The following is a 26,123-nucleotide window of genomic DNA, read 5'->3' as shown; positions in this document are numbered from 1 at the left end:
AGCTAATAAGGAGAAACGTAAGCAGGCTGAATGCATATGGGTGTGGCTTCAGCTGATTTAGTGAATTTTAAACCATATAGATATATGGAAAATACGAGATGTGACCATATAAGGTATTGTCTTACATTTCCTTATATGGTGAAAAATATGTCTTATACGGTGGGAAAACTAAAACTTCCAAGTTGCATAAGTTGCCATGCGGTTGTTATTGGTTTTAGGATCGAAAATATACCTAAATCCGATGGATGGGCCTACTCTAACTAAACCGAGTTGAATATCTGCAAAGAATGAGACCCTCGCTTCCGCAAAGTTTTTTTTCAGTTGGTTTGCGATTACCTTTAAATCAGAAGTTGCGGTTGTACCATTCGCATTTTGAGTGCTTAAGGTATAATCTAAAACGTCGGTGGTTTTATGATGAAGATCTAATGAAACCAAGGCACCCGCGCCTGCGCCAATATATTTATTGATATTATATCTAAGTTGGGCTGGCACTACATTAATGGTGGTCACTTTTTTGAATTTCGTGTAATCTTTGTTTAATATCCGGTAGGGAATTCTATTGACGATGGTATCTTTTCCAGGGCCACTGGAGCTAATCAACGCTGTATTTTCCTTAAAAGAGCTGAGGTATAATTCTACCTGCCAATAGTGGCGATGTGGTGCGTAGGGCGCCAAACTTGCCCCAATTACGACGTTTTTATTGTTTAAATAATTGCTGTTGTCTGTTTCAAAGGGAAAACCATAGCCAAGAATTAAGCCGGGAGATAAACCCATTTTAAATCTTCCAACAGCTCGATTGGTATAAATAGGTTCATTTTTATCAAATACAATGGCTGCGCCACTTCTAATTGGAAGTTTTTTTGGTTTCTCTTTAAACTTGATCTTATATTCTACAAAGCCCATTGTTGAATCTGCATCGCTTACGCCTTTCTGCTGCATTCCAGGTAGGTAGATGTTACTAAATACGAAATGTACGCTATCTGTTCCCTTTATGGTTCTAATACAACTCTGATTGGTGTAGGCAGAATCACAGCTCACTACCTCGGGTTTTGTCTTTGTAATTTTAATTGTGCCCTGATCAAATACTTCCGCAATGTTTACTGCGACATCAACTTTTTTTGCTGGTCCTTTGCCTGTATTCTGGAAACGTATTTTATAGGTCAATTCCCTGTTATTTCCTATTAACCGATAATTCATTCTGGTTTTACGGAGTACCATTTTATTCGGATCGTGGGAGGCCACAATCTGCAGTTCCAGGTTAAAAAATTCTTTCTCTACTAAGGGGTTGTCAGGGATAAAAACTGCGGTGATCCTAACCACTGCATTGGTATCCTTGATCATTTCTGGCGTAGTTTTAAAATGCATAAACACAAATCGTTCTTCATTTTGTTGGAGGTTCTCAAAACGCCAGGTTTCGCTGCTTTTAAATGTTTTGGCTTTCTCGCTCAATAAGACCTTATCATCAGCCTTAAAGTGTATTTCATTTAAGGAAGCATAATATACTGGTGGATTAGCCTTTTTAATAGGTAAGTAAGCTGTATTTAGCAAAGGTTTAAGGTCAGTTTTTTTCTCTTCATTATAGACCCTGGTTTCTGCTAGTATAAAATTGTTATTGGTAAACTCTTTGTCATTGAACAAGATGGCAAGTGTTCCATTTAAATTCTGTTGTCCGTTTTCTGCTTTATTCCGGTAGCCAAAAACAACCATCATACCATCACCTGGTTTTGGCATACAGTTACTTTTCAATTCTATATTGCCGCCCATTTTGAATAAAGATGGTTCTGTAGCATTAGCTGCCATTAACGGTCTAGCGGTACCTGGCTTAAGCGTTGGTTTAATAATCGGCTTTGGTTTAGTAGGGGGACGCTTGCCATCGTCATAATTGTTGGTAGCAAAAAGTCTGGCGAATGCTGGCTTGTTGTCTTTATAAATATGTAATGGATCTTTCTCGAAACTGAAGCTCCCGTCTCCGAATTCCCAAAAATAAGTATAGAATGGGGCAGGAGCTCCAGCTATTTGTCTTAATGGTCTAAGTTCTGATGTGAATTTAGTAACGCCATTTTCTGTCGTGTAATTGATGATCGCAGGCACAGTATCAGTTGGTAATACCTGAGCATAAGCTGAGGTTAGTCCTGCAATAAGCAAAATAGAGAGTAGCATCTTCATCATTATTAAATTTATAGATTTTTACTCGGAATAAAGAAATCGAAAAAGATGGAGCCAAATAATTGGCTCCATCTCTATTGTTAATATTTGGGAATATTAGTAGTTGTTTAAGCCATTGATAGCTGCTTGCACTTGGGCTTCGGTTGTTTCTACCAAGGTTAATGTGATATTTTGACTGGCTACAATGGTAGTTTCTAGTTCTGCGTAGTAGTATTTACCATCTTTAATAGAAAAAGATAGGTATTTTCCCTGTACACCAATTGGCATTACATCATCATAACTTTTTACTTTGTTAGCACCATCTGGAGTGTACATTTGAGCGGCAACATTGCTGCCTTTTGCACAGAAGAATACAAATGTTTCGCCGCTAAATGCCCTGAAAGAAGCCATCGTTCCTGGATTGTTTACCAGAGTAACACGAGTAGTCGTTTTAGGATTGCTATAGCTATAGAATACATCACAATTGATCCATCCCAAGTTGCCCATATCAAAGGTAAATGAACCTGCTGACGCATCTGCTTCCCGTTTAATTTGTACACCTGCCCCATTTGGATTTTGTACTGGAGCTTGCCATGCCATTTGATTATCTGTCCCAACTTTCTCTACGCCTTCCCAAATTTGGGTAACACCAGTTCTGTTTGCAGGAATGGAAACCTTAACGGCAGCATTCAAGGCTTGGTCTACTTTTACGCCATTTACGGTTGCATTTAAGTAGATGAAGCCATCGGAAGCTAAAGGGGCGCCGCTAATGTGATTGGTATTGGTGCCGCTAAACAGTATGTCACTTCTTTTTAAAACTTCCATCGCGTCGATGATAATCTCCCCGGTTACGGGGGCACCTCCAAGTTTAATTGCTCCGGCAGGAATGATGATTTTTGTTCCGCCTTTTAAAGTGAATGTATTTGAAGTATTCCCGCTTATTTTTACTTGTTGCAATTGAGGTCCGAAAATAGCAGCAAATTCTTGAGCTGAGTTAGCGGTATTTCTGGTGGTTCTGTCTTTTTTACAAGCAGCAGAAAATAAAATGATAATTGCGATTAATGCATAGGTTAAGTTTAACTTTTTCATGATCTTTAATTTTAAATTTTAGGCTTACTCTTTTAAAGGCTTTTCAGCAAACGCCATTTCATAGATTTTGATGATATATAAGCGGCACTGGAATTTTGTTACCCCCTTATTTTAATTTTTTTTTTTCGCAATGGGGAAGAAAGATTAAATTAGCTTACCAAATAGCCCCTAAACTGTCGCCAATGGCAAAACCTGTACATGAAGACCAACGTTATTTATTGGCACTAGTTCAAAATGATGCGAGGCTGATCGACGAGATTTATAAAAAATCAGCGGGTAAGGTAAAAGCCTTTGTGGTTTTTAATAATGGTTCTGCCAGTGATGCCGAGGATATCTTCCAAGAAGCTTTAGTAGACATCTATAATCAGGCAAAGTATAAAAATTTGCAGCTTACTTGTCCGTTCGAGCCTTTCCTATTATTAGTATGCAAAAGGAAATGGTTGAATACGTTAAAGAAAAAATCAGTTTTACAGGTAACAAATAACGAGGATGATTTATTACTAGTGGGAGAGGATACATTTGAACAGGCGGCACAACTGGAAGAACAAGCAGCCCAATCTGATTTATTCTTGAAAGCCTTTGAGAAATTAGGAGACCGTTGCAAGGAAATTATACAATGGAGCATGCAAGGGGATGCCCAAGAAAAGGTGGCAGAAGCTTTAGGCGTTACCTATGGCTATTTAAGGAAAAAGAAGTGTGAATGTATGGCGAGCCTCATTAAACTGGTTCAACTTAATAAATAAAAATCATGGCTGAAGATCAAATCTTACTGGTTAGTCGCTATATGGAGAACGATATGGATGAAGCGGAAATTGCGGCTTTTAAAGCACGCTTGGTGAGCGATATTGCACTTCAGGCACAAGTAAAAGCGTATGAGGATATTCATCAGGGTTTAAAAATGAAGTTGACGAGCCATGATGAGCTTTCGGCAACCTTAGCCGGATTAAACAAACAATATTTCAGAGAAGAAGCTAAAGTTGTTTCTCTTAACCCTGCCCTTAAATGGCTAAGTGGTATCGCTGCTATTTTAGTAATTGGGTTGATGATTTGGACACCTTGGAATGCCAATTTATATGAAAAATATGTAGATGGTAGTGAGCTGTTGGTTACCGAAAGAGGAGCAGAATTACCGACTGAATTAGATAAAGCGGCAGCTTTTTACAACGAGAAGAATTATGAGGCGGCTCGTGTAGCCTTAGCAAAACTGCATGCGAAACAACCATTAGATGCGATGATTGGTTATTATTATGGATTAGCCTTACTTAAAACCAACCAAGTTGAAAATGCCAGAGCGGTGTTATTGCCTATTTATGAAGGCGAATCGGTATTTAAATACGAAGCGACTTATTCTATTGCATTGAGTTATTTGAAAGAGGATCAGCAGGAAGAATGTAAAACTTGGTTGCAAAAAATTCCATCAGCTACTACGAGATATGAACAAGCGAAAGAATTGTTGAGGAAACTTAAATAGGAAAGCATATTTATTTTGTCTCTATCTTCCCCCTTCGCTCTCCAAAAGAGGACAGCATGGTGCATAACCCACCTTTCATGGACAGTTGGATAAGCCTAAATTTTCAGGATAATAGATGTCATCACTATTTAGTGACGATTTCTTTCAGAACTTGATTGTTGGAGCAATATTCTATAGTATATTTTGTCCCTGTTGGTAAGGCCAACAGGTTTTTTAATGACTTTGGATTTTTAAGGAGGGTATCGCCTGAAAGTCCGTTAATGCTTTAATAATTGCACCTTCCGGCATGAGTTGGTCGGCCAGTAGTCTGACAATCATTTCCATAGCTAATACTCCATTCAAATTGTATCCAAAAGCGTAGCCACTGATTATAAAGTCGAACGGATTGTTGTAATTCTTATTTGGTGTGAGGTGGATTTCCTTTTTTTTGGTAATTGATCGTGAAATTGTAACGGGAAATAATCCGCATTCCAATAGAACCATCAAATCCTAGATTCCAGCTTTCATTCTGTCCGCCGCCAGCCATCAAGGCGATTGGCATATTTAAAATAGGGGGAGTATCTGAAAAGAAAAACGCTCGGTCTTGCCATTAAAAGTAGGGTAGTTTACGCCCATGCTTACGGTACTGGCTTGATATTCTGGCGTAAAAACCACTCACTAATATCTATTCTTCCTTACAAAAGGCCTAAAACAAATTAAATGATAGGCAGCACCTGTATCAAATACAAACTCGCCATGATGAGTTTTTTATTCTTCCGAAACCATTAAAGCTTTTGTCAAGAACGAGGTCGCCATTTACTGGAGGAACGGTATAAATAGCTAAGCTGCCACTTGTTTCTGTAGGTAAACTAGGATCGTAACTACCAACCATTAATTTATTAGATCCGGTGTATTTCGTGGTGTTTTTAAAGTCGTAAAAACCAAAATAGGATATTCTTTTAATCCCTGGGTCTAACATTAATTTTGTTGTTTTTAAAGATTTACCGTACTGATAAACTTTACCACCAACGGTGTAAAATATATAGCCTAAATCTGAACGAACGGCATAAAATTCTGCATTTTTCTATTTCAGGGGCAATAATTTGATCGTAGAATAAGAGGTGTAATTTTTGATTTTAAGGCTATTAGAGCATCTCCATTTCGGTTTCTCTAGGTGATTATTGAATAAATACCTGTTTTTCAGAAGTTTAAAGTTGGTTAAAATGAGCCAATTGATCACTTTCAAGCGAAATCTAGTGACCAATATACAATATAGGTCGAAAAAGATGGCCATCGACTCGTCTTGAATTTAATTATTAGTCATCCAAAATATTAATGATCCACTTCTTAAGTAAAACCTTTCTTGATTTTCTTTTAGTCCTAATTTTTTTTCTTTTTGTCAACGACTTTGGGGGGTAATGCTTCTCTTTCTTTTCTCAATTTTAGCAATCTGCCAAGCTCATCGTACTCTGTCATTTTAGTGTCTAGTTCTGCGATTCGCTTCAAATCAGCTATAAATTTATTGCTTATCCGGACTGTTGCCGACCCATAATGGGACAAAGACATTTTCGAATGGTTTTTTCTATTTTTTTTGTTGTTAACAATCTGTTTTTCATGAAAATACATTCTTGTGTTAAGATTTTTTTTGTGTTCGATATCTTATTCACTTTTTCGATGATTTCTTTACAAGAATCTCTAATTACATAGATAAATCAGTTTTAACTGCCTCCAAACAGGTGTTCGAGCACCATTAGGACAATGGTAACCATGTCAAGTTTTCCTGTCGTTGTTTTTTTCTTGCCTCTAATCTTATCAAGTTCTATTTTAACCGCAAGCTCACTTAACTTATATACCAGTTCTAATATGGCTTCAGCTTTGTCGGAGGGAATGATTGTTCCATGTTTTTGAAGGGATGCGATGAACTTTTTGATATTGATGGACTTTTTCATGTTTTGATTTTTTGCACTATAATGATTTTTTTATAACAGACTAGCATAATCTATCTGTTTAGTGTATTTCAATGGATCAAGCAAAAAATGAAGTTTGCAGCGAAACAGGGTGACAGCTTAAACGCGAAACGCTCGGCCACTTTTGTCGAAATACCCACTCAGCGCACATCTTTGCATTTTTGAGAGTATGCGACTTAAAGCAAAACCAAGGGTATTTCTTGTGTTTTAAAATATTCTCCTTATTTAGTTAAGATTTTCCTCGCTTGTTATTCATTTGGTGGAGTAATTTTATGGCTACCTAAATAAGATAATCACTCCGTCAAAACGGGTAAATTATTTGCTTGAAAGCAAATTGTACTTCATATTGGTGATTTTATTGGCATATAGAAAACTTTGAAAAAAAAGAATGAACACCCTCCAAATGAGAAAGATTACATACAATGAATATCTGGAAGCACTTGAAAAAGTTAATATTTTTCATAGACAGGTACAGAGAGAACTGGCAGAAGCAGGAGTCAGTGTCAAAAAATATGAAAATAACACTGCGGATGGGAATTTGATTTCACTTCTTCAAAAACGTGGTAGCAAAAGGATGCTGTACGCTATTACATCTTTTTTACAATCTGAATCAATCTATAATAAAATACCATTTTTGTCGATAGAAGAGGTTTCTATTGCTTTTTTTGTAGGAAAATATACTTTAAACCAGTTAAAAAGTATTAGAAATCTTGGTCCAAGCAGTCTTTTATTACTTAACAAAATTTTACTAGATGCTGGTTACGGGTTATCACTAAAATAATATTGGAAGGAAGAAAAAATATTTTGATATAAAAAAAAAGCTGTCAATAATGAGGTAGATCAGAATTTAAACCTGCATTTCTATATGGCAAGGTTAATATTGCTATTAAATTGTTCTTATCCATTCAGAAGGTAATTTTCCAAAAAATTTCTTGAATTCTTTGCTAAAATACTTGCTATCTGAAAAACCGACCATATAGGATACTTGATAGACGGTATAAAGTTTCGATTGCAAAAGTTCTGCAGCTTTTTTTAGTCGTATTCCTTTTATAAAATCGTTTACTGATAAGCTTGAAACCGACTTTACTTTTTTATAAAGGATAGGGGTGCTCATGTTCATCAATATTGCCAGTTCATTTACACCGAATTCAGGATTTTCTATAGAAATGATAATTTTTTCAACCAGCTGATCTAAGAATTTCTGATTTTCTATACCGATAGTGGTTTGGCTTAGGTGACTAAAAATATCTGTCGAAGCACCGGGTCTGTTAAATAACTGACTAACGTGTACACGTACATGCTGTACAGCCATAATTAGATTGTTTACCTGGAGCAATAGTGCCTGCGGTGTAAATGGTTTGGTGAGGTAAACATCGGCACCGTAAGAGAGGCCCGTAATAACATCCTCAGTTTGTGTTTTTGCGGTTAACATGATAAAGGGGATATGATTGGTTGCAATATTGGATTTAATTCGCTCACAAAAATCAAGTCCCGACATTTCAGGCATAGTTATGTCGCTTATAATCAGATCAGGGATGTATCGTTTAGCTTGCTCCCAGGCCATTTTCCCATTGGTGGTAACATTAACATTATAGTGAGCAGACAGAATATCAGCTAATAGCGCAGCAAGTTCCTGATTATCTTCTGCAAGCAAAACAGTTGGTTTGAGGCTGTCATCTGCTTTGATTAAGGGTAATAATGGCTCAATGTGTTTTTGGTCAATACCCTGTTTAGTTAAAGTATTATCTCCGTAGGTTTTCAGATTAGTCTCATACTCTTCCTTATGTCTTTTCGGTAATGAAATCGTAAACGAGGTTTGTCCAGGCTCGTTCATTGTTTCCAGACGGCTTGTCACAGTAATTATGCCCTCATGAAGTTCAACAATTGCTTTTGATAAAGCCAGTCCAATGCCATAGCCGGTATTCTGAAATCCATGGTCGGCAACCTGATAGTAATTTTCAAACAATTTATCTAAGTGCACTTTCGAAATTCCCCTCCCATTATCTGCTATAATAATGCTAACCTCATCAGGGGTCTGGTTAATTTTAAGTTCTACGCATCCACCTTCTGGTGTAAACTTATATGCGTTAGCCAATAAATTAATTACCGCTTTTTTTAACTGGAAGGCATCACACCATAAAATTGCTGATTCAATATCTTTTTTTTCAAATACAGTGTTGATCTGTTTTCGCGTTGCTGTTTCGGAAAACATTTGCAGGCAATCTTCTATTATTGGCAATAAATCCTGAACGCTTTCTATTAGGGTTAAACGGTTTTCTTCTGTCTTTCTAAAATCAAGCAACTCATTAACGAGTGTAAGCAATCGTCTGGCATTGGTGGCAATGCCCATTATTTTATCTTTTTGTTTCATACCCAATTGCTCGTCTGAAACCAGTTGTTCAATAGGAGGGGAAATAAGACTCAGATGTGTTCTAATTTCATGGGATACGTTTGTGAAAAAGTTAATCTTGTATTGATGTAGCTCATCTTCACGTTTTAAAAGAGTTCGTAGCACAAAGTACCGGAGGATAAGGAAAACGATACTAATTAAAATAAGCGTATAAAAAGAATAAGCCCACCATGTGGCCCAGAAGGGAGGAGATATCCTGATGATTAAACTAACCGGATCACTCCAGTTGAGGCTACCATTGTTCCCGCTAACAATCAGATTGTAAGTTCCTGGTGCCAGGTTATTAAAAGTCGCATCTGCCGAATTGGTTATTGTCCAGTTTTTACTTAATCCCGTTAATTTATATCTAAAAGCATTTTTTTCAGGCTTAATAAAATCCAGAAGGGCAAATTCAAAAGTAAGGGAATTCTGATCGTAGCTTAGCTCGATCTCTTTGGCATAGGAAACAGATTTGTTTTGGGTTGATTTACCGATTTTCAGGGGAACATTGAATACACTTACGCCTGTAATAACAGTAGATGACCGGGCTGCATTATCATGAATTTGGGCCGGATTAAAATAAACAAGTCCATCAAATGTTCCAAAAAACAAATAATTGTCCCTGACGTATTTGGCGTGGTTATTAAAATTCGTGCTGATCAATCCATCTGCTTTGCTGTATTGAGTAACGGCTTTCTTTGCAAGGTTAATTTTAAGTAGTCCACTATCGCTGCCTAACCAGATTTGATTATGATTATCGAATGCTATGCCAAATATTGAGCGATTTTCAACCTGCGAATTGATGTGATATGGTATTACCTGCCGGCTTTTTTCATCAAATTTTGCCAATCCATGGCTATCCATGCCAAAATAGATGGTTCCCATTTGCTCGGCAATAGTATTCACCGGATACTTAAGCTGGTATAAGGAGATGGTATTATCCCTGATGTTCAGGACTTTTGTGCCAGAGATAAACCATAGCCGCTGTAGAGCGTCTTTAAATGCGGTTCCGGCTATAAATGATCTGAATATATTTTTATTTTCCAGTCCGTCTGCTTTTAAATCAGTTCCAATACGTTTATATATTTTTAAACCACCGCTTGAGGTAATCCACAAGCGGTTCAATTTGTCCTCCACAATTGAATTGACTTCGGTAACCCTGTCACTACCCGTTAAACGGTGCTCGATAGTATTGGTGCGGGCATTAAGTACATCTAATGTGCCTGAGAAATTTCCAATCCATAAGTTCCCCTCTCTATCTTTGAAAAGGGTCTTAATAAAATTTGAGCTGATGGTTTTGTTATTGCCCGGTTGGTTGCTTAGGTAGTTAATGTGTTTGTTTTTAGTATTATATATGTTTATTCCTCCGCCTTCAGTACCTATCCAAAACTCGCTTGGACTTCGGCTTTCCATACTACTCACCACCCTATGGTTCAGATTTAATGAGGGTAGGCCAGCAGTAAGATGCTGAAAAGCAGTCAGTGTGGGTTTTATCAAATCTAAACCGCTGTAATAGGTACCGATCCAGATGGTACCTGAACTTTGCTGAAATAAACTGTGAATCGAATTGTTACGTAAAGTCTGTTCATTTCCCAGTTGGCTGTTTAGTTCCACTCCACTAAGATCTTTAAGATCGAAAATAAACAACCCATTGGCAGTCGCAACCGCAATTTTATGATTTAATAGACTAATTATTGCCCTGATTTTATGAGATGCACCACCAGGCAGATTAGGTTGTTTTTTGGGCTTAATAAATTTTCCGTTCGCATATTCACATAATATAAGACCGGAAGCATATGATCCGAACCAAAATCTACCATTATGATCTGACTTTATTGACGTGATTTTCTGCTTTAACAAAAAATCAGGGAGCTCGGTTGCTTTCTGGGTGAGGGTAATGAAGTTAAGTTCGATCTTTGCTTCAAAAAGCCCCTTCGATGTGCCACACCAGATTTTGCCATCAGCACTCTCGCCAATTGCATAGGCAAAAATATTTTCTCCGTTATTGAAGGTCATTTTACTCCTGATAGCCCTTTCTCCTTTAGCTATTAAGACAACACCAGAACTGGTTGCCACTAAAATTTGTCCGGATCTATCGGCTATTACTTGTTTAACTTCAGGCTGACTGGAGTATGGTAGTAATATTTGTTTAAATTTTTCAGTAATAGGGTCGAAGGTGAATAAGCCCAGGCTGGTACCAAGCCACAACCGGTTTTGAGAATCCCAGAATAAAGACCGGATTAGCACTGGGGCTGGGGATTTACCAGTGACACTCGAAATGTTTTTAAAATTACGCCACCTTAAACCATCAAACCTGCTTAACCCGTCTTCTGTGCCAAACCACATAAAACCTTGATTGTCCTGGGTTATGGAAAGTACACTTTTCTGAACAAGTCCATCCTCAACACCGAAATGCGCGGAAACCGTTAATTGTGCTTTTGCGGATAAAGGATTGCATAACCAGATCAGGACATAGCTAAGACAGCTTATCGTGCAGACAAGAAATTTCTTCTTTACATAAACTAAGGTTGGCATCACAACAAAACTATAATTATTTAAGTGCGTTCGTTCATTAAAAACAGATAATTAATGTAAAGCCTGTTGAATTTAAGATTTTCCCCCCATTCATTTAAAATTTTCCCTATTTGATGATCAGTCGATTAATCAATTTTACCTGATAACCGGACATGTAATTGTTAGGGCAACAACTAATCAAAATAAACCAACAAACCAATGAACCAATTTTTTACCAAATGTAAACACTTTGGGGTATTGGATATTTTACTGCAGCCAGATAATATCCGGTACGCAGTCATATCCGATCCCAAAAGTTATCCGCTAAGAAGTCTAGTGACGCAGGACACACCTTTTGTGTCAAAGTACAGGAAGTAAATAACAGCCTGATCAAATTTAGCATTGCAACTGATGCATGATGCTCCAGTTTCTTAAAACCTAACCAATTGTATGATGAAAAGAAAATCATTGAACTGTATTAATCAAATTATTAGAAGCGCATGAAAAAAAATTACTTGATATTTTTTGTTGTGACAGTAGGGCTACTCGCTCACAATGAAATTAATGCTTCTCCACTTAATAAACTTAAAAATCCTCGCCACCAACCAATGGGTTACGGATCGGATAAAACTTTTACCAGGGTATTTATTTCTGTTTCAGGAAAAGTTGTTGATGAAACAGGCCAGCCATTACCAGGTGTTTCCGTTAAAGTAAAAGGAAAATCGGGTGGCGTACAAACCAGTAACGATGGCCGCTTTATCATTAATGCAAACACAGGTGATATACTTCAGTTTATGTCAGTTGGCTACAAAACAATAGAGCGGGAGGTTAATGGACAGGAAGTACTTAAGATACGTATGGAACCTCAACAAAATGATCTTGATGCGGTAGTTGTGGTAGGTTACGGACAGAAAACAAAAGCAACGAATGTTGGGGCGCTTTCTTCTATATCTACAAAAGAGCTTAAGCAGAACCCGGTTACCAACTTAAGTAATGCCCTTGCAGGCCGTTTACCAGGTTTGATTACCCAGCAAAGGGGTGGGGAGCCAGGCCGAGATGATGCCAGTCTGTTAATTAGAGGTATAACGACTTTAAGTTCGGCAAGTGCAGCACCATTGGTGCTGGTTGATGGAGTTGAACGTCCTTTTTCGCAGATCGATTTTAATGAAGTCGAATCGGTATCGATTTTGAAAGATGCCTCGGCCACAGCGGTTTTTGGTGTTAGGGGAGCAAACGGTGTAGTATTGGTAACCACCCGCAGAGGTACGGCAGGAAAAGCAAGCATTTCAATGTCGGCAAATTATGGCTTACAAAGCCCGGCCCGATTACCCAACTTTGTGGGCTCTTATGATTATGCTACCCTTAGAAATGAAGCGGTATTAAATGATAATCCAAATGCAGTAGTGCCATATACACAGCAACAGCTTGATGGTTATAAGAACCATAGCGATCCTTTTTTGTATCCTGATGTAGATTATTATAAGGAATTTTTGAAAGAGTTTACACCACAATCTAATGTAAACATCAATATAAAAGGAGGAAGTAACATTGCCCGTTATTTTGTTTCAGGCAGTTTTGCAGATCAGCAAGGTATTTACAAAAATACAAAAGGCGATTTCTTTGATGCAAACTCACGTTTCCAGCGGTTTAATTTCCGTTCGAATATCGACATTAATGCTACTAAAACAACCTTGATTTCGGTAAACATGGCAGCTATTGGCGGTGTGAAAAATAGCCCATACGCTACCAGTGGCGGTAGTGTTACTGGCTATGGTGGTGCGGGCGATATGTTCAGCGGTTTGTCGCGTACGGCACCAAATGAAATGAACCTGTTAAATCCTGACGGTACCTATGGCGCCAGTAACCGCCCTGCAAAAGTGCAGCGGAATATTCTGGGCGATTTAAGAGAGCGTGGTGTTACCAAAGAGTATAACAGTACTGTAGAAATAAGTGTAGTTGCTGACCAGAAACTAGATTTTATTTTAAAAGGACTAAGTGCCAAGGCTAATCTGGCTTTTAACAGTTATTATACACAGTTTTACAATACCTTCCGTGGAAATAGTGGCGATATTGCCAGTGCATACCGAAGATATTCTGTAGATGGTATTGATGTCAACGGACAGTATATATACACGCAGCGAACTGGTACCTATAACCCTTTGATATCTACCAACAGTTTTTATGCAGATGGCAGTAACCGTAATTTTTACCTGGAAGGATCTTTATTCTGGCAAGGAAAAACCGGTAAACACGATATTACTGCTTTGCTGCTCTACAACCAACAAAGAAAAACAAATAATACCGCTACCAGCAGTTCACTTACCGACTGGCCATTTTCAAGAATGGGAGCTGTTGGCCGTGTTACCTATGGTTACGACAATAAATATTTTGCAGAGGTAAATGCCGGTTATAACGGTTCTGAAAACTTTCAGGATGGTCAGCGTTTTGGCTTTTTTCCATCCTTTTCTGCTGGTTGGTTAATATCTAGCGAAGATTTTATTAAAAATGGCCTGCCTGCAATCACTTATCTGAAGTTAAGGGGATCAATTGGTCAGGTAGGGAACGATGCGGTGACGGGAAGAAGATTTTTGTACTACAATAATGCTTATAGCTCAGGAACAGGCTATAGTTTTGGTCTTGCCCAAGGCAGTGCAGTTGGTGGATTAGTAGAAGGTGCCATACCTACCAATGGTGTGAGCTGGGAAAGAGAAACCAGTTCAAATATCGGTTTGGAATTAAACCTATGGGGTAAAAAGCTGGGTTTAGTTGCCGATGTGTTTTATAAAAAACGTGTCGATATTTTAACTACACCTGCAAGTACACCAGTGGTAGCAGGTATTACCTTACCGGTACAGAACATTGGTCAGGTAGAAAATAAGGGCTTTGAAATCGAAGCCAATACAGCACATCAAATCGGTAGTGTAAATGTTTGGGTGAGGGGGAATTTTGCTTTTGCCCGTAACAAGATTCTGGCACAGGATGAACCAACACCAAGATACGAATGGATGGCCCGTACTGGAAGAAGTGTCGGACAGAGCTGGGGGTATTTAACAGATGGTTTTTATAACAACCAGAGAGAGGTAGATAACAGAACTATTCAGGCTTATTTCAGCGGTCGTTTACAGCCAGGAGATTTTAAATATAAAGATATTAATGGGGATGGCATGATCAACTCTTATGACATGGTTCCTGTTGGAAAACCAACTTTCCCTGAAATTACCTATGGCTTTAGCACTGGCTTCAGCTGGAAGGGTTTAGATGTAAGTGTATTATTTGCCGGATCAGGCAATACTTCCATGTTTGTTTCGAACGAAGTAGCCTGGGAGTTTTTTAACGGCGGCAAAGTACTGGAATATCACTTAAACAGGTGGACACCTGGTACCGCAGCTACAGCTACTTACCCACGCTTATCAAGCGATCCGCAGGGTACAGATAACAACTATGTCGATTCCGATTTCTGGATTAGGGATGCTTCTTTCATCCGCCTTAAAAATGCTGAGATCGGTTATACTTTCGCGGATGGCTTAGTTAAAAAATTAAGATTGGGTAGCCTGAGATGTTATGTAAACGGTCAAAACCTATTTACCTATAGCAAGGGTATCAAATACCTGGATCCGGAAAACAGAAACAGCCGTGGCTGGTACTACCCACAGTCGGTGGTTTATAACGCCGGACTATCCGTTAATTTTTAATCTGAACATTATGAAAACTACAATATATCAAATCCTCATTGTCATTCTTTTGGGCATTGGGATTGCTGGTTGCCAGAAAGAATTTTTAGCAGCACCTCCAAATAATGTAACCACAACCGATTCTACAGTTTTTAGTAACGAACTGCAGTGCCGCCAGTACTTGGCCAATATTTACGCGAGTATGCCTTCAAACCAGCTCAATAGAAATAACGGGCAGTTAGCTGATGGCTGTTTCGAATCGGAACAGGGCATACAATGGTCACCTTTTCAGGTATACAATGTAAATGCCTACAACGGTGGTGCGGGCAATGTTGATAATGCCTATGGTACTTATTATCCAATGATACGTAAATGCAATATTTTCATAAAGAACGAGAAGTACATGAAGTTTACACCGGCAAATGCGGTTTACTTTAAAGCCGAAAACCGCTTTTTACGTGCATTCGCCTACTTCGAACTCTTAAAGCGTTATGGCGGCGTACCCCTTATCGATTCGGTTTGGATCTACGATGCCGAAGACATTAAACCTGAATTTGGCAAGCAATTAAAACGTTCGAGTTTTGATGCAACGGTTAAATTTATCCTCAAAGATTTAGATTATGCATCGGCCAACCTGCCCTGGATATGGCCGAACGCCACCACCGATTTTGGTCGCGCCTGCAAATCGGCGAGTATGGCCATGAAATCCAGGTTGCTGTTATATGCCGCAAGTCCGTTATTTAATGCCAACCACCCGCATGTAAGCGATGCGAATTGTCCTGATTCTTTATTTAAGTATCCTTCATATAACATTCAGCGCTGGAAAACAGCTATGGATGCTGCTAAGGATTTTATAGATGCCAATGCTGCAGAAGCGATCAAATATCAGCTTTATAGTAATTATGGCGATATGTTTATCAATGTAAGGGGTAATGCCAATAATAAAGAAGTAATCTTCTCTCATGCAAACCAGGTGGCTGGGCCATCCCAATCCAATCCAACATTAAATCTGGTAGATATGTACGATATGGTTAATGGAAAGCCTATTTCCGATCCAACATCAGGATATAATGAGCAGGATCCTTATAAAAACCGCGATCCCCGTTTATTACAAACCATTTTAACCAATGGTGTAGCCTGGGCCGGAAGAACATTTGAGCCATTTATTAACGGCGGGCAAGATTACAACGGAGACCGGACCATTACCGGTATGTTGCAAAAAAAATATGTGGGTGCAACCGCACAGAACCAGGGAGCAGCCCGCTTTATATTTTACAGGCTGGCAGAACTTTACCTGAATTATGCGGAGGCACAGAACGAATTTGAAGGTGGTCCTAATGCCAATTCATACACCTATGTTAACCTGGTACGTACAAGAGCAGGTATGCCCGCATTTCCAACTGGTTTAAATCAAGCGGATTTTGCCGCAAAGTTAAAAAAGGAACGGATACTGGAATTTGCTTTCGAAGAAACAAACCTTTTCGATGAGCGCCGCTGGCTAATGGCTGAAAGTTTGGATGCAGGTTCTTTTTATGGATTTAAAATCAATAAAAATGCCAACGGAACTTTTAGCTATAGCCGTACAGCATTCGAAAAACGAAGTTTTCTGAAAAGATTTTACCTCTATCCAATACCTGAGGTAGAAATCTTTAAATCACCAGAGCTGAAGCAAAATCCAGGATGGTTTTAACTATCCGTAACCTCATTAATAATCAGAATTTATCAGACTTAATATATTATACATGCGTTGTTTGAAAATTATCACGGTACTATTTTTAAGTTGTGTTTGCGTTATACATGCACAGGCACAACAGAAAATCCGGATTACCATAGTTGATCAGAATAGAAACCCAGTAGCCGGTGCTGGGATCAAGGTTTATTCTTCAGGAAAAAAAGACATTACCAATGTAAAAGGGGAAGTATTGCTTGTATTGAACAATACTGATAGTATTGCGATACGCGCAGCAAATTACCTGACTAAAAATGCTGCTGTAAGTACAAAAACTGATCAAATGTCCATCACACTCGATGCCTTAAAACCTTGGGAAGGCAGTATCGAGCTGCCGTGGATGAGCCAGAATAAGAAATACAGTACTGCTGCAGTATCAACGGTTAGCGGTGCGCAGCTGTCGAAAAATCCGGAACCGAACTCTTCCAATCTTTTGGGCGGAAACCTTGCCGGATTGGTTGCCAGACAGGGCAGCAGTGAACCCGGATATGACGGCGCTGTTTTTAATATCAGAGGCTTTAGTTCTTACAACTCCCTTTCACCCTTAATCTATGTAGATGGAATAGAGAGAGATATCCAGCAGATAGATCCATTGGAACTGGAAACGGTTACCATTTTAAAAGATAATGCGGCAAACGGAGCTTTTGGCATAAGGGGGTCAGGGCGTTCCATTTTGGCCACCACAAAAAGAGGACTGGCCAATACCAGCGAAGTTTCTTTTGTGGCACAAAGCGGATTGCAGTATACCGGAGCTTCGCCGGATTTTTTGGGCGCACAGCAATACATGCAGCTTTATAACGAAGGCGCAATTAACGATGGCCTTCCTGCAAAATATTCGCAAGCACAGATCGATGCCTATAACAATCCGAGCAGAGACCAGATGCGTAATCCAGACGTAAACTGGAATGATGAAATGCTAAAGAAAACCACCAGTCAATCGCGTTACAACCTGATGTTTAGGGGTGGGACCAACGATTTTAGATATTATGTGATGATGGGGTACCTGCACCAGGGCGGCATTTTTAAAAATGGCGATGTAAACAAAGAGCAGTTTGGTTTTACTAACAACATCGATTTTAAACGTTATAACTTTAGAACAAACCTCGATTTTCAGGCAACTAAGCGGTTATTGCTTTCCCTTGATCTTTCAGGACGATTAGAAGATAGAAATTATCCGGGGACTGGTACTGGTACAATTTTTAATGCAATTTCTACCTCTCCAGGTAATGAATTTCCGGTAAAATATCCTGACGATAAAATTGGTGGTACTTCACAGTTTCAGAATAACCCTTATGGTTTGCTAACCAGCACAGGTTATGCTACAGAGTTTAGGCGCAATTTCCTTGGAACCATTAAATTAAAGCATGAACTGGATATGATTACGCCAGGACTTTCCATCAATAGTGCCTTCGCTTTCGATAATTATTTTTATACCAATGGCGGGCGTACCAAAACATTTGCCGTTTATCAGTTACAGCCCGATAATACCTATAAGAGTTTTGGGACCGAAGGTTTGCTTAATGTGGTATCAAGATCTAATGATCAAGATAGACGGACAACTTTTTATACCAATGTGGCTTACCAGCGCGAATTTGGAAAACACAGGGTAGAAGGTTTTCTTAATTACAACCAGAGTTACGAGAATGGAAACGGTTTTGATTTTCCATACGCTTCGCAGGGATTTGCCTCACGGTTGAGTTATGTGTTTGATCAGCGTTACCTTTTCGAATTTAATGGATCTTACAGTGGTTCAGAAAATTTACCTGAAGGTAAACGTTTTGGCTTCTTTCCTACTTTCTCTGCTGGATGGATCGTTTCGGAAGAGGCTTTTATGAAAAATCAGAGTTTTATCACTTACTTGAAAATCAGGGGTTCATTTGGCTATACCGGCAATGCCGATATTACCGGAGCCGGAACACAGCGTTTTCTGTACCAGAATTTTTATACAGGCGGTGCCAGCTATGTATTTGGCAATAACCCGGCTAGTTTAGGTGGAAGAACGCAGGCCAGACTGGCCAACCCAGATGTTACCTGGGAGACTTTAAGGCAGGCCAATGTAGGTTTCGACCTTTACTTTTTAAAAGAGCACTTCAGGTTGTCGGTGGATATGTTCAAAGAGAAAAGAACAGATATCTTAACCACGCCAATTATTTCAGGAACAATGGGGATTGCTACTGCACCTTACAATCAGGGTGTTATGGATAATAAAGGCCTGGAGGGGGAACTTTCTTACCATTATGAAAAGAACAAAATTGGTTTCTCTATTGCCCTCCTCGGATCATGGACAGAAAATACACTGGTATTTAACAACGAAGTTTTTCGTCCCTACGATTATCTGAAAAGAACCGGCCGACCAACAAGTAGTGTATTTGGAATGATCAGTGAAGGTTTTTACACGGTAGCCGAAGCCACAAAGATCAACAACGAACTCGCTATGCCTGCGGCAAATAAAACCATTCCATTACCATTATTTGGTACGGTTAAAGCCGGTGATATGAAATACAAAGATCAGAATGGCGACAATCTGATTGATGTGTATGACCAGACGTATCTGGGAAGCAGCTTGCCTAAATACTTTTATGGTATCCGTGGAGGTTTCCGCTATGCTAATTTCGACCTTTCTTTCCTACTTCAGGGAGCTGCAGGTGGTGTGGTAGATGTACGCAATGTAAGCACACAGGGATTCCAGGGCGGTGCTAAACCCAGCACATTCGTGTTAAACCGCTGGACACCGGAAACAGCTGGAATGGCAGATTTTCCTCGTCTCTCTGTGGTAAACAACGCACTTAATTATCAGGCCTCGGATTTCTGGATCTATAAAAGCGACTACCTGAAATTGAAAAATGTAGAAGTAGGATTTTCTACCGCAATCCGCAATAAAGGGAAAGTAGTGATTGATAACATGCGAATTTTCGTCAATGGCTCAAACCTCTTTATCATGGATAAACTACCGGTAAAATGGATGGACCCGGAAATGTCGGGTGCAGGAATCGGAAATTACCCACGTATGCGTATTGTGAATGTAGGTGGACAGTTCACCTTTTAATTTTTGTTTTAATCATGATGGTCAATTGACCATACATCAATAAAAATATATTGTAATGAAAAAAAGTATTCTTATCCTGATCTGTGCTTTCGCAATGCTGCTTTCTTGTAAAAAAAGCTTGCTGGACAGCCCACCTGAAATTCTGGTACCAGAAAAACTGATTTTTACAGAAATCAATTATGTAACAGAGTTTGTAAACGATATTTATGGTGCTACGCTGCAAAGTGGTTTTAGTGCCACTTCGAGTACCACTTTTATAGAAACAGCTACCGATGATGCCAAGCATAACAACCTCTCTGCAGAGGTACAGCGGTTTGGTACCGGTGCCTGGAGCGCAGATAATAACCCCGATAATTTATGGAACTATTATTACACAGGTATCCGCAAATGCAATAAATTCTTTGAGCAGATAGGCCAGGTAAATACCGTAGATCATGGTGCACCAATCATTATCAACAACATCACGGCTGAGGTACAGAAGCAACGCCTGATTGGTGAAGTATATTTTTTAAGAGCCTACTTTTATGCCGAGCTGATTAAGAGATATGGCGGTGTTCCTTTGCTTACCAAAACAATTAATGTAGGAGAAGATGCAAATACTCCGAGGGCCAGTTATGACGATGGTGTAAAACTCATTTTAAAAGATTGCGATTCTGCCTTTAACCGTTTACCGGTTGATTATACTGCATCAAATGTTCAAAACTATTATGGAAGGGCCACAAAATGGTCGGCACAGGCTTTAAAGGCAAGGGTATTGCTTTACGCTGCCAGCCCGCTGAATAATCCTTCAAATGATGCCTCGAAATGGGAAGCTGCAGCAGCAGCAGCCTTACCTTTTGCTAATGGTACTGCCCCTTTTTCGCTTACGGCAATCAGTAACAACATGGCCAATTACGAAGCCAATTTCCGGGGAAATCCTTATGCAAACAAGGAAATGATCTGGGTACAGAACGAATCGAACCAGAATTATCTGGAGTTGAGAAATTATGCCGTAGGCTTTGATAGGGGAAGTGGGGGAGTAGGACCTTCACAAAACCTAGTGGATGCATTTGAAATGAAAACAACTGGTAAGCCGATTAGCGAGGCAGGCTCGGGATATGACCCTTTACAGCCTTACTTAAACCGCGACCCAAGATTGGATGCTACTATTTTACGTGATGGTTTAACTTATAACGGACGGGTGATTGATGTTACCCGCGGGGGCGCGGATGGACCAGATAAGACCAATGGTACCGTAACCGGCTATTACCTTAAAAAATTCCTCGATCCGGCACTCAACTTAACCAATAGCCAGACTTCCCGCCATTTTTGGATATTTTTCCGCTTGCCAGAAATGCTGTTGAACTATGCCGAGGCCCGTAATGAAACTGTTGGTGCAGATGTATCGGTATACGCCGCAGTCAACGCTATCAGAACAAGGGTAGGGATGCCGGTATTACCTGCGGGTTTGTCTCAGGCGCAAATGCGGGAGCGGATACGCAACGAGAGAAGGATTGAGCTGGCTTTTGAAGGTCACCGCCCTTGGGATGTACGCAGGTGGAAAATTGGAGAAACTACATTGGGTGCACCTTTGCGTGGAATAAGAGTAAGCAGGGATGGAACCGCTACCACTTATACTTCTTCCCTGATCGAAAACAAGGTGTTCCTTCCTAAAATGTATCTATACCCTATACCACAAAACGAAGTAGATGCAAATACGGGCATTGGTCGTCAGAATCAAAACCCAGGCTGGTAAAGCCTTATAGTAAATCAATATAATCAACCTATTAATGTACCCAAAATGAAAAAAACATTCCTATGGTTGTGCCTGCCGCTTTTTTTTGCGGCTTGTACAAAAAACGTTCCAGTAGAAATTGTTGAAACATCAACTCCTGTCGCAGTGGTTGACACAGGTTTTACAAGCGATCATACTTATAACTTAAATGTAGTGTACTTTGTGCCAACCGATAATCCGGCAAAACCTGAATATGAACGCAGGTTAAGTGAAATTTTGCTCAAATTAGCTAAATTTTATGGTGACCAGATGCAGGCAAATGGTTACGGATTTAAAACTTTTGGTTTATTAACCAAACTAAACAAAACCAGAATTAAAATTGTAACTATACCTGCCAAGCTAACAGCCGATAAGTATACAAACGCTAACTTAACAGGTATTATTACGGAAGTAGAGGGTTACTTCACTGCTCATCCAGGAGAGAAATCCGGCGAACATACCTTAATTATCAGTCCGGATAATAAAATAGACAATCCTTATGTTGGCTATGGCAAGTATTGTTTCTGGCCAGATAAAGGAGAGGATGGGGTGGTGTTGGGCGGCCAGGGTGGTTTAGCACACGAGCTGGGGCATGGTTTAAATTTACCACACAACAGGCAGCGGGAATCGAGAATAAATGACCCCAATTATGGTACTTCTTTAATGGGGAGTGGTAATGGAACTTATGGTAAGTCGCCTACATTTTTAACCGAAGCAGATTGTGCTATTTTAAATACCAACCAGATTTTTCAAAAGCAATCGCCCATTACTTACTATGGTGCTGTAACAGCTGGTATTAAGAGAATGTATGCTTCCTACTCAGCTACTAAAGGAGCCATTATTGCTTCAGGCAGATTTACCAGCAACGTTGCGGTTACTAATGTTACCTATTACCTGGATCCTAATTATAATAATGAAGGTGTAGGAGTGAATAAAGATTATAACGCGGTTACCTGGCGTTCTGATGTAATTGGTACGGATAGTTTTTATGTGGAATTACCAATGACTGAAATGAATAATACCTATAAAGCAAATAATCCAGCTGAATTGAAAGTAAAACTGATTCATGAAAATGGGGTAGTTACAAATACAACGTATGATTTTAACTTTTTGAACAACCTTCCTGTTATTAATATAACCCCGGGACCGGATAAATCTGCTTGGAGGGTAATTAATGTAAGTTCGGAAGAAGCGACTTACGAAGGCTTAAAAGTAATTGATGATAACTTAAGCACCTTTTGGTTTGCCAAATTTTCGCAGCCTGCAGCAATTTTACCACATTATCTGATTATTGATATGAACAAGCAATTACAGGCGGATGGACTTACAATTAACCAACGTCAGGATGTTTACAGAATGGTAAAAAACGTTGAAGTGTTGATCAGTACCGATAATATAAATTGGGAATCGACCGGGAACTATGTGGTGCCAAATGTTAAAACGGCATCTAAACTGGCATTTGATTCGACAAAAACGTTCAGGTATTTTAAGGTGCTGGTAAAGTCGAATTATGACACTGCAGAACCTAATAAATCATGTATTGCAGAACTCGGGATTTATAAAAACTAATAAGAACGATAAATGAGTAAGGCATAAATTTTAGCGGTATCTGATGCCGGGCCTCGAAAAACCGCTACTTTTTGATAAAATCTTATAATGCTAAGGAATGATGGGCATTAATTTTTGCCTGTCATTCCTTTTTTTAATACTTAAAAACACACAATGAAAAAAATCCTATTTGGACTGCTCTTTTTTACCCAAATTAATTTGTTGGCACAAACAAAATCCAGCGGTAAACGTAAACTATTAGCTGACGACTCTATTTGCTATCAAATGAAAAAAGTGGCGGATTGGCAATGGCAAAATTTGGAAACCCAGGGATGGAAAAACCCGAAAAAAGACTGGACCAGTGGCGCGATGTATGCAGGCATGATGGCCTGGGCTAAACTAGCCAATGACGAACAATATTATAACAAATTAAAAAGGGTTGGTGCGGATAATAAATGGGATACGGGAAGTTACCGTTATTTTGCCGATGACTATTGTGTTGGCCAGCTTTATTCGCAGCTGTATACAGTTTATAAAAATCCCGAATATATCCGAAAGTTTAAAGCCCTGGCCGATACCATTGTTACTTTACCGCATTTAGAAAGTTTAGAATGGAAAAATAATATTTACACCCGCGAATGGGCCTGGTGTGATGCCATGTTTATGGGGCCGCCAGCATTGGGCTATTTAACACAGGCAACAGGAGATGCAAAATATCTCAACAAATCAATCGAACTTTGGTGGAAATCTACCGCCTACCTATATGATAAAGACGAATGTCTTTTTTACAGAGATAGCCGTTATTTTAATAAAAAAGAGAAAAACGGAGCTAAGGTTTTCTGGAGCAGAGGTAACGGATGGGTGATTGGAGGTTTAGCACGCTTGCTGTCTGTAACGCCCGAAAATCATCCTCAGCGCAATAAGTTAGTGAAACTGTTTACAAATATGGCCAGTAAATTAGCTTCATTGCAGCAGGCAGATGGAAGCTGGCATGCCAGCCTGCTCGATCCCGGGAGTTATCCTACCAAAGAGACAAGCGGAACGGGATTTATTTGTTATGCAATGGCTTGGGGAATAAATAACAGAATTATCCCCGCTAAAAAATATAAGCCTGTTGTTTCAAAGGCCTGGGATGCATTAAAATCTGCTGTACACCCTGACGGGAAGCTGGGCTTTGTACAGGCCCAGGGAGCTGCACCAGATAAGGTAGGCTATGAAGATACTGATGTTTTTGGTGTTGGTGCGTTTCTCCTGGCAGGGAGCGAAATGTTTCGTCTTTCATTAACGCAGGGTAATGGCCTCATTGCTGAAGCCTATAATGGGGCTTCAACCCAAGCCGAGCAAACCATAAAAGTGGCCTGGCCTCGTATTGTAAAGAAGTTAAAGGTAAAAGAAGCTAGCCAGTTAATAGTAAGAAATGCTGCTACTGGTGAAATTGTACCTTTAAATACAAGTTATGAAGGAGAAAAGATAACCGGAATACACTTCAACGCAAGCCTTAACGCCGGAACCAATCAATTTTTCGAAATCAATACTAAATAACAATATCAGGTATGAACAACTTTAAATATGCCTTTTTAATAGGAGTTACGTTTTTAGTAACAAATTTTGCCAGCCGTGCCCAATCAGGGAAGAAAACGAAAACAAATGCGGTAGCCACGGGGGTAGAGGACAGGGCCTTTTGGGTAAAAACATTGTATAAAATAGCTTACCCCGTTATCCATAACCTGGCTAATAATACCCTGAAAAAAAATATGGCTACTGAAGTAGCCCCTCATTACTATAATAATGTAAAAGAAGTTGGTTATACCGAAGCTTTAGGCCGGACCTTTGCGGGCATTGCCCCATGGTTAAACCTGCCTGATGATGATACGGAAGAAGGAAAATTAAGGGCAAGATTTAAGTCAGAGACAATCCAGGCTTTAACTAATGCTGTAGATCCGCTAAGTGCCGATTACATTAACTTCAGAACAGATGCACAACCAATTGTAGATGCAGCCTATGTTGTACAAGGCTTTTTACGAGCGCCTAATGTTTGGAAAGCATTAAATGAAACCACTCAGAAAAGGTACATAGCAGAAGTTAAGTCGTTAAGAAACAGAACCGGCGCATACAACAACTGGCTTTTGTTTCAGGCTATTGAAGAGGCCTGGCTATTGAGCGTGGGGGAGGAGTATGAACCTTATCGTACCATGACTGCTATTAACAAGCTAAATGAGTGGTATGTTGGAGACGGATGGTATTCTGACGGAGCTAGTTTCAGTACAGATTATTACAATGCTTACGTTATCCACCCCATGATGATGGATATTTTAAAAGTGATGGTAGCCAAGAAAAAAATGGCTGAAGCACAATTGTTTAAGGTAACTAACCGGGCTGTACGTTATGCTCAAATTACCGAACGGATGATTTCCTCAACCGGCGAATACCCTCCTATAGGTAGAAGTGTAACTTATCGTACAGCTGCTTTTCAAACCCTGGCGCAGGTAGCGTTAGATGAGAAGTTACCAAATGAATTAAGTCCGGCGCAGGTAAGGTGTGCACTAACAAAAGTATTTCAAAATATGTACGCGGGCAACCAGAATTTTGATGAACAAGGCTGGTTAGTGCTGGGCTTTAATGGTCACCAACCAGAAATTGCCGATCCTTACACCTGCACAGGAAGCCTTTATATGGCAACTCTTGGTTTTTTACCACTGGGATTACCGGCCGATAATACATTCTGGACAGCCCCTGCCGGACTATGGACATCACAGAAAGCCTGGACAGGTAATGCTTTTTTAAAAGACCATGCTGCGGGCAATTAATATTAACTTTAAGCT

The 26,123-nt window shown here is 39.5% G+C and carries 14 protein-coding genes; 10 read left to right on the top strand and 4 right to left on the bottom strand.

Annotation, left to right across the window (positions count from 1 at the left end; translation table 11 throughout):
• Positions 1–168 precede the first annotated feature (168 nt).
• Entirely contained in the window at positions 169–2,169 is a 2,001-nt protein-coding gene (locus tag DBR40_RS25330) for a hypothetical protein (RefSeq protein WP_124562523.1), read from the bottom strand.
• A 93-nt stretch (positions 2,170–2,262) separates the two neighbouring features.
• Positions 2,263–3,234, bottom strand: a complete 972-nt coding sequence (locus DBR40_RS25325; protein ID WP_124562522.1) for a hypothetical protein — start codon at positions 3,232–3,234, stop codon at positions 2,263–2,265.
• A gap of 182 nt (positions 3,235–3,416) precedes the next feature.
• On the opposite strand from DBR40_RS25325, the gene DBR40_RS25320 reads away from it, so the two are divergent.
• Both DBR40_RS25320 and DBR40_RS25315 read left to right on the top strand, forming a co-directional pair.
• A complete protein-coding gene (locus tag DBR40_RS25320; RefSeq protein WP_124562521.1) occupies positions 3,417–3,977 on the top strand; it encodes an RNA polymerase sigma factor in 561 nt (186 codons plus the stop codon).
• 5 nt (positions 3,978–3,982) lie between these two features.
• The gene (locus tag DBR40_RS25315) at positions 3,983–4,705 is read left to right on the top strand and encodes a tetratricopeptide repeat protein (protein WP_124562520.1); all 723 of its coding nucleotides are present in this window, start codon (positions 3,983–3,985) and stop codon (positions 4,703–4,705) included.
• A gap of 1,697 nt (positions 4,706–6,402) precedes the next feature.
• Here the strand turns inward: DBR40_RS25315 and DBR40_RS25310 are convergent.
• Entirely contained in the window at positions 6,403–6,633 is a 231-nt protein-coding gene (locus DBR40_RS25310; protein ID WP_124562519.1) for a hypothetical protein, read from the bottom strand.
• A 421-nt stretch (positions 6,634–7,054) separates the two neighbouring features.
• Here DBR40_RS25310 and DBR40_RS25305 point away from each other — a divergent pair, with 421 nt between their 5' ends.
• Complete coding sequence (locus DBR40_RS25305; protein WP_124562518.1) at positions 7,055–7,432, top strand: hypothetical protein; 378 nt, start codon at positions 7,055–7,057, stop codon at positions 7,430–7,432.
• A 105-nt stretch (positions 7,433–7,537) separates the two neighbouring features.
• Here the strand turns inward: DBR40_RS25305 and DBR40_RS25300 are convergent, their stop codons facing one another.
• Entirely contained in the window at positions 7,538–11,575 is a 4,038-nt protein-coding gene (locus DBR40_RS25300) for a hybrid sensor histidine kinase/response regulator transcription factor (protein ID WP_124562517.1), read from the bottom strand.
• 479 nt (positions 11,576–12,054) lie between these two features.
• Here DBR40_RS25300 and DBR40_RS25295 point away from each other — a divergent pair, with 479 nt between their 5' ends.
• From DBR40_RS25295 to DBR40_RS25265, 7 genes are all read left to right on the top strand, one after another.
• Positions 12,055–15,246 (top strand): SusC/RagA family TonB-linked outer membrane protein, encoded by a 3,192-nt coding sequence (locus DBR40_RS25295; RefSeq protein WP_124562516.1) that lies wholly within the window; start codon positions 12,055–12,057, stop codon positions 15,244–15,246.
• Positions 15,247–15,256: 10 nt separating this feature from the next.
• A complete protein-coding gene (locus DBR40_RS25290) occupies positions 15,257–16,915 on the top strand; it encodes a RagB/SusD family nutrient uptake outer membrane protein (protein WP_124562515.1) in 1,659 nt (552 codons plus the stop codon).
• 61 nt (positions 16,916–16,976) lie between these two features.
• Positions 16,977–20,000 carry a SusC/RagA family TonB-linked outer membrane protein gene (locus tag DBR40_RS25285; RefSeq protein ID WP_158674137.1) on the top strand — a complete coding sequence of 1,008 codons (3,024 nt, stop codon included), beginning with the start codon at positions 16,977–16,979 and terminating at the stop codon, positions 19,998–20,000.
• A gap of 55 nt (positions 20,001–20,055) precedes the next feature.
• Positions 20,056–21,735: a RagB/SusD family nutrient uptake outer membrane protein gene (locus DBR40_RS25280; protein ID WP_124562513.1), complete on the top strand. Its 1,680-nt coding sequence runs from the start codon at positions 20,056–20,058 to the stop codon at positions 21,733–21,735.
• A 45-nt stretch (positions 21,736–21,780) separates the two neighbouring features.
• Positions 21,781–23,322 carry a discoidin domain-containing protein gene (locus DBR40_RS25275; RefSeq protein ID WP_124562512.1) on the top strand — a complete coding sequence of 514 codons (1,542 nt, stop codon included), beginning with the start codon at positions 21,781–21,783 and terminating at the stop codon, positions 23,320–23,322.
• 153 nt (positions 23,323–23,475) lie between these two features.
• Positions 23,476–24,843 (top strand): glycoside hydrolase family 105 protein, encoded by a 1,368-nt coding sequence (locus tag DBR40_RS25270; RefSeq protein ID WP_124562511.1) that lies wholly within the window; start codon positions 23,476–23,478, stop codon positions 24,841–24,843.
• Positions 24,844–24,854: 11 nt separating this feature from the next.
• Complete coding sequence (locus DBR40_RS25265; RefSeq protein ID WP_124562510.1) at positions 24,855–26,108, top strand: DUF2264 domain-containing protein; 1,254 nt, start codon at positions 24,855–24,857, stop codon at positions 26,106–26,108.
• Positions 26,109–26,123 lie beyond the last annotated feature (15 nt).

Origin of the sequence: Pedobacter sp. KBW01 (assembly GCF_003852395.1) — a bacterium.
GTDB lineage: Bacteria > Bacteroidota > Bacteroidia > Sphingobacteriales > Sphingobacteriaceae > Pedobacter.
The sequence above is the reverse complement of the archived record's forward strand: the minus strand, read 5'-3'. Positions and strand labels throughout refer to the sequence as shown.

Bases quoted from the DNA above. Each gene is read 5' to 3' on its own strand.
- DBR40_RS25300 (WP_124562517.1), bottom strand. From the start codon at position 11,575: ATGCCAACCTTAGTTTATGTAAAGAAGAAATTTCTTGTCTGCACGATA.
- DBR40_RS25265 (WP_124562510.1), top strand. From the start codon at position 24,855: ATGAACAACTTTAAATATGCCTTTTTAATAGGAGTTACGTTTTTAGTA.
- DBR40_RS25315 (WP_124562520.1), top strand. From the start codon at position 3,983: ATGGCTGAAGATCAAATCTTACTGGTTAGTCGCTATATGGAGAACGAT.
- DBR40_RS25330 (WP_124562523.1), bottom strand. From the start codon at position 2,169: ATGATGAAGATGCTACTCTCTATTTTGCTTATTGCAGGACTAACCTCA.
- DBR40_RS25275 (WP_124562512.1), top strand. From the start codon at position 21,781: ATGAAAAAAACATTCCTATGGTTGTGCCTGCCGCTTTTTTTTGCGGCT.
- DBR40_RS25320 (WP_124562521.1), top strand. From the start codon at position 3,417: ATGGCAAAACCTGTACATGAAGACCAACGTTATTTATTGGCACTAGTT.
- DBR40_RS25280 (WP_124562513.1), top strand. From the start codon at position 20,056: ATGAAAAAAAGTATTCTTATCCTGATCTGTGCTTTCGCAATGCTGCTT.
- DBR40_RS25325 (WP_124562522.1), bottom strand. From the start codon at position 3,234: ATGAAAAAGTTAAACTTAACCTATGCATTAATCGCAATTATCATTTTA.
- DBR40_RS25305 (WP_124562518.1), top strand. From the start codon at position 7,055: ATGAGAAAGATTACATACAATGAATATCTGGAAGCACTTGAAAAAGTT.
- DBR40_RS25270 (WP_124562511.1), top strand. From the start codon at position 23,476: ATGAAAAAAATCCTATTTGGACTGCTCTTTTTTACCCAAATTAATTTG.
- DBR40_RS25295 (WP_124562516.1), top strand. From the start codon at position 12,055: ATGAAAAAAAATTACTTGATATTTTTTGTTGTGACAGTAGGGCTACTC.
- DBR40_RS25290 (WP_124562515.1), top strand. From the start codon at position 15,257: ATGAAAACTACAATATATCAAATCCTCATTGTCATTCTTTTGGGCATT.
- DBR40_RS25310 (WP_124562519.1), bottom strand. From the start codon at position 6,633: ATGAAAAAGTCCATCAATATCAAAAAGTTCATCGCATCCCTTCAAAAA.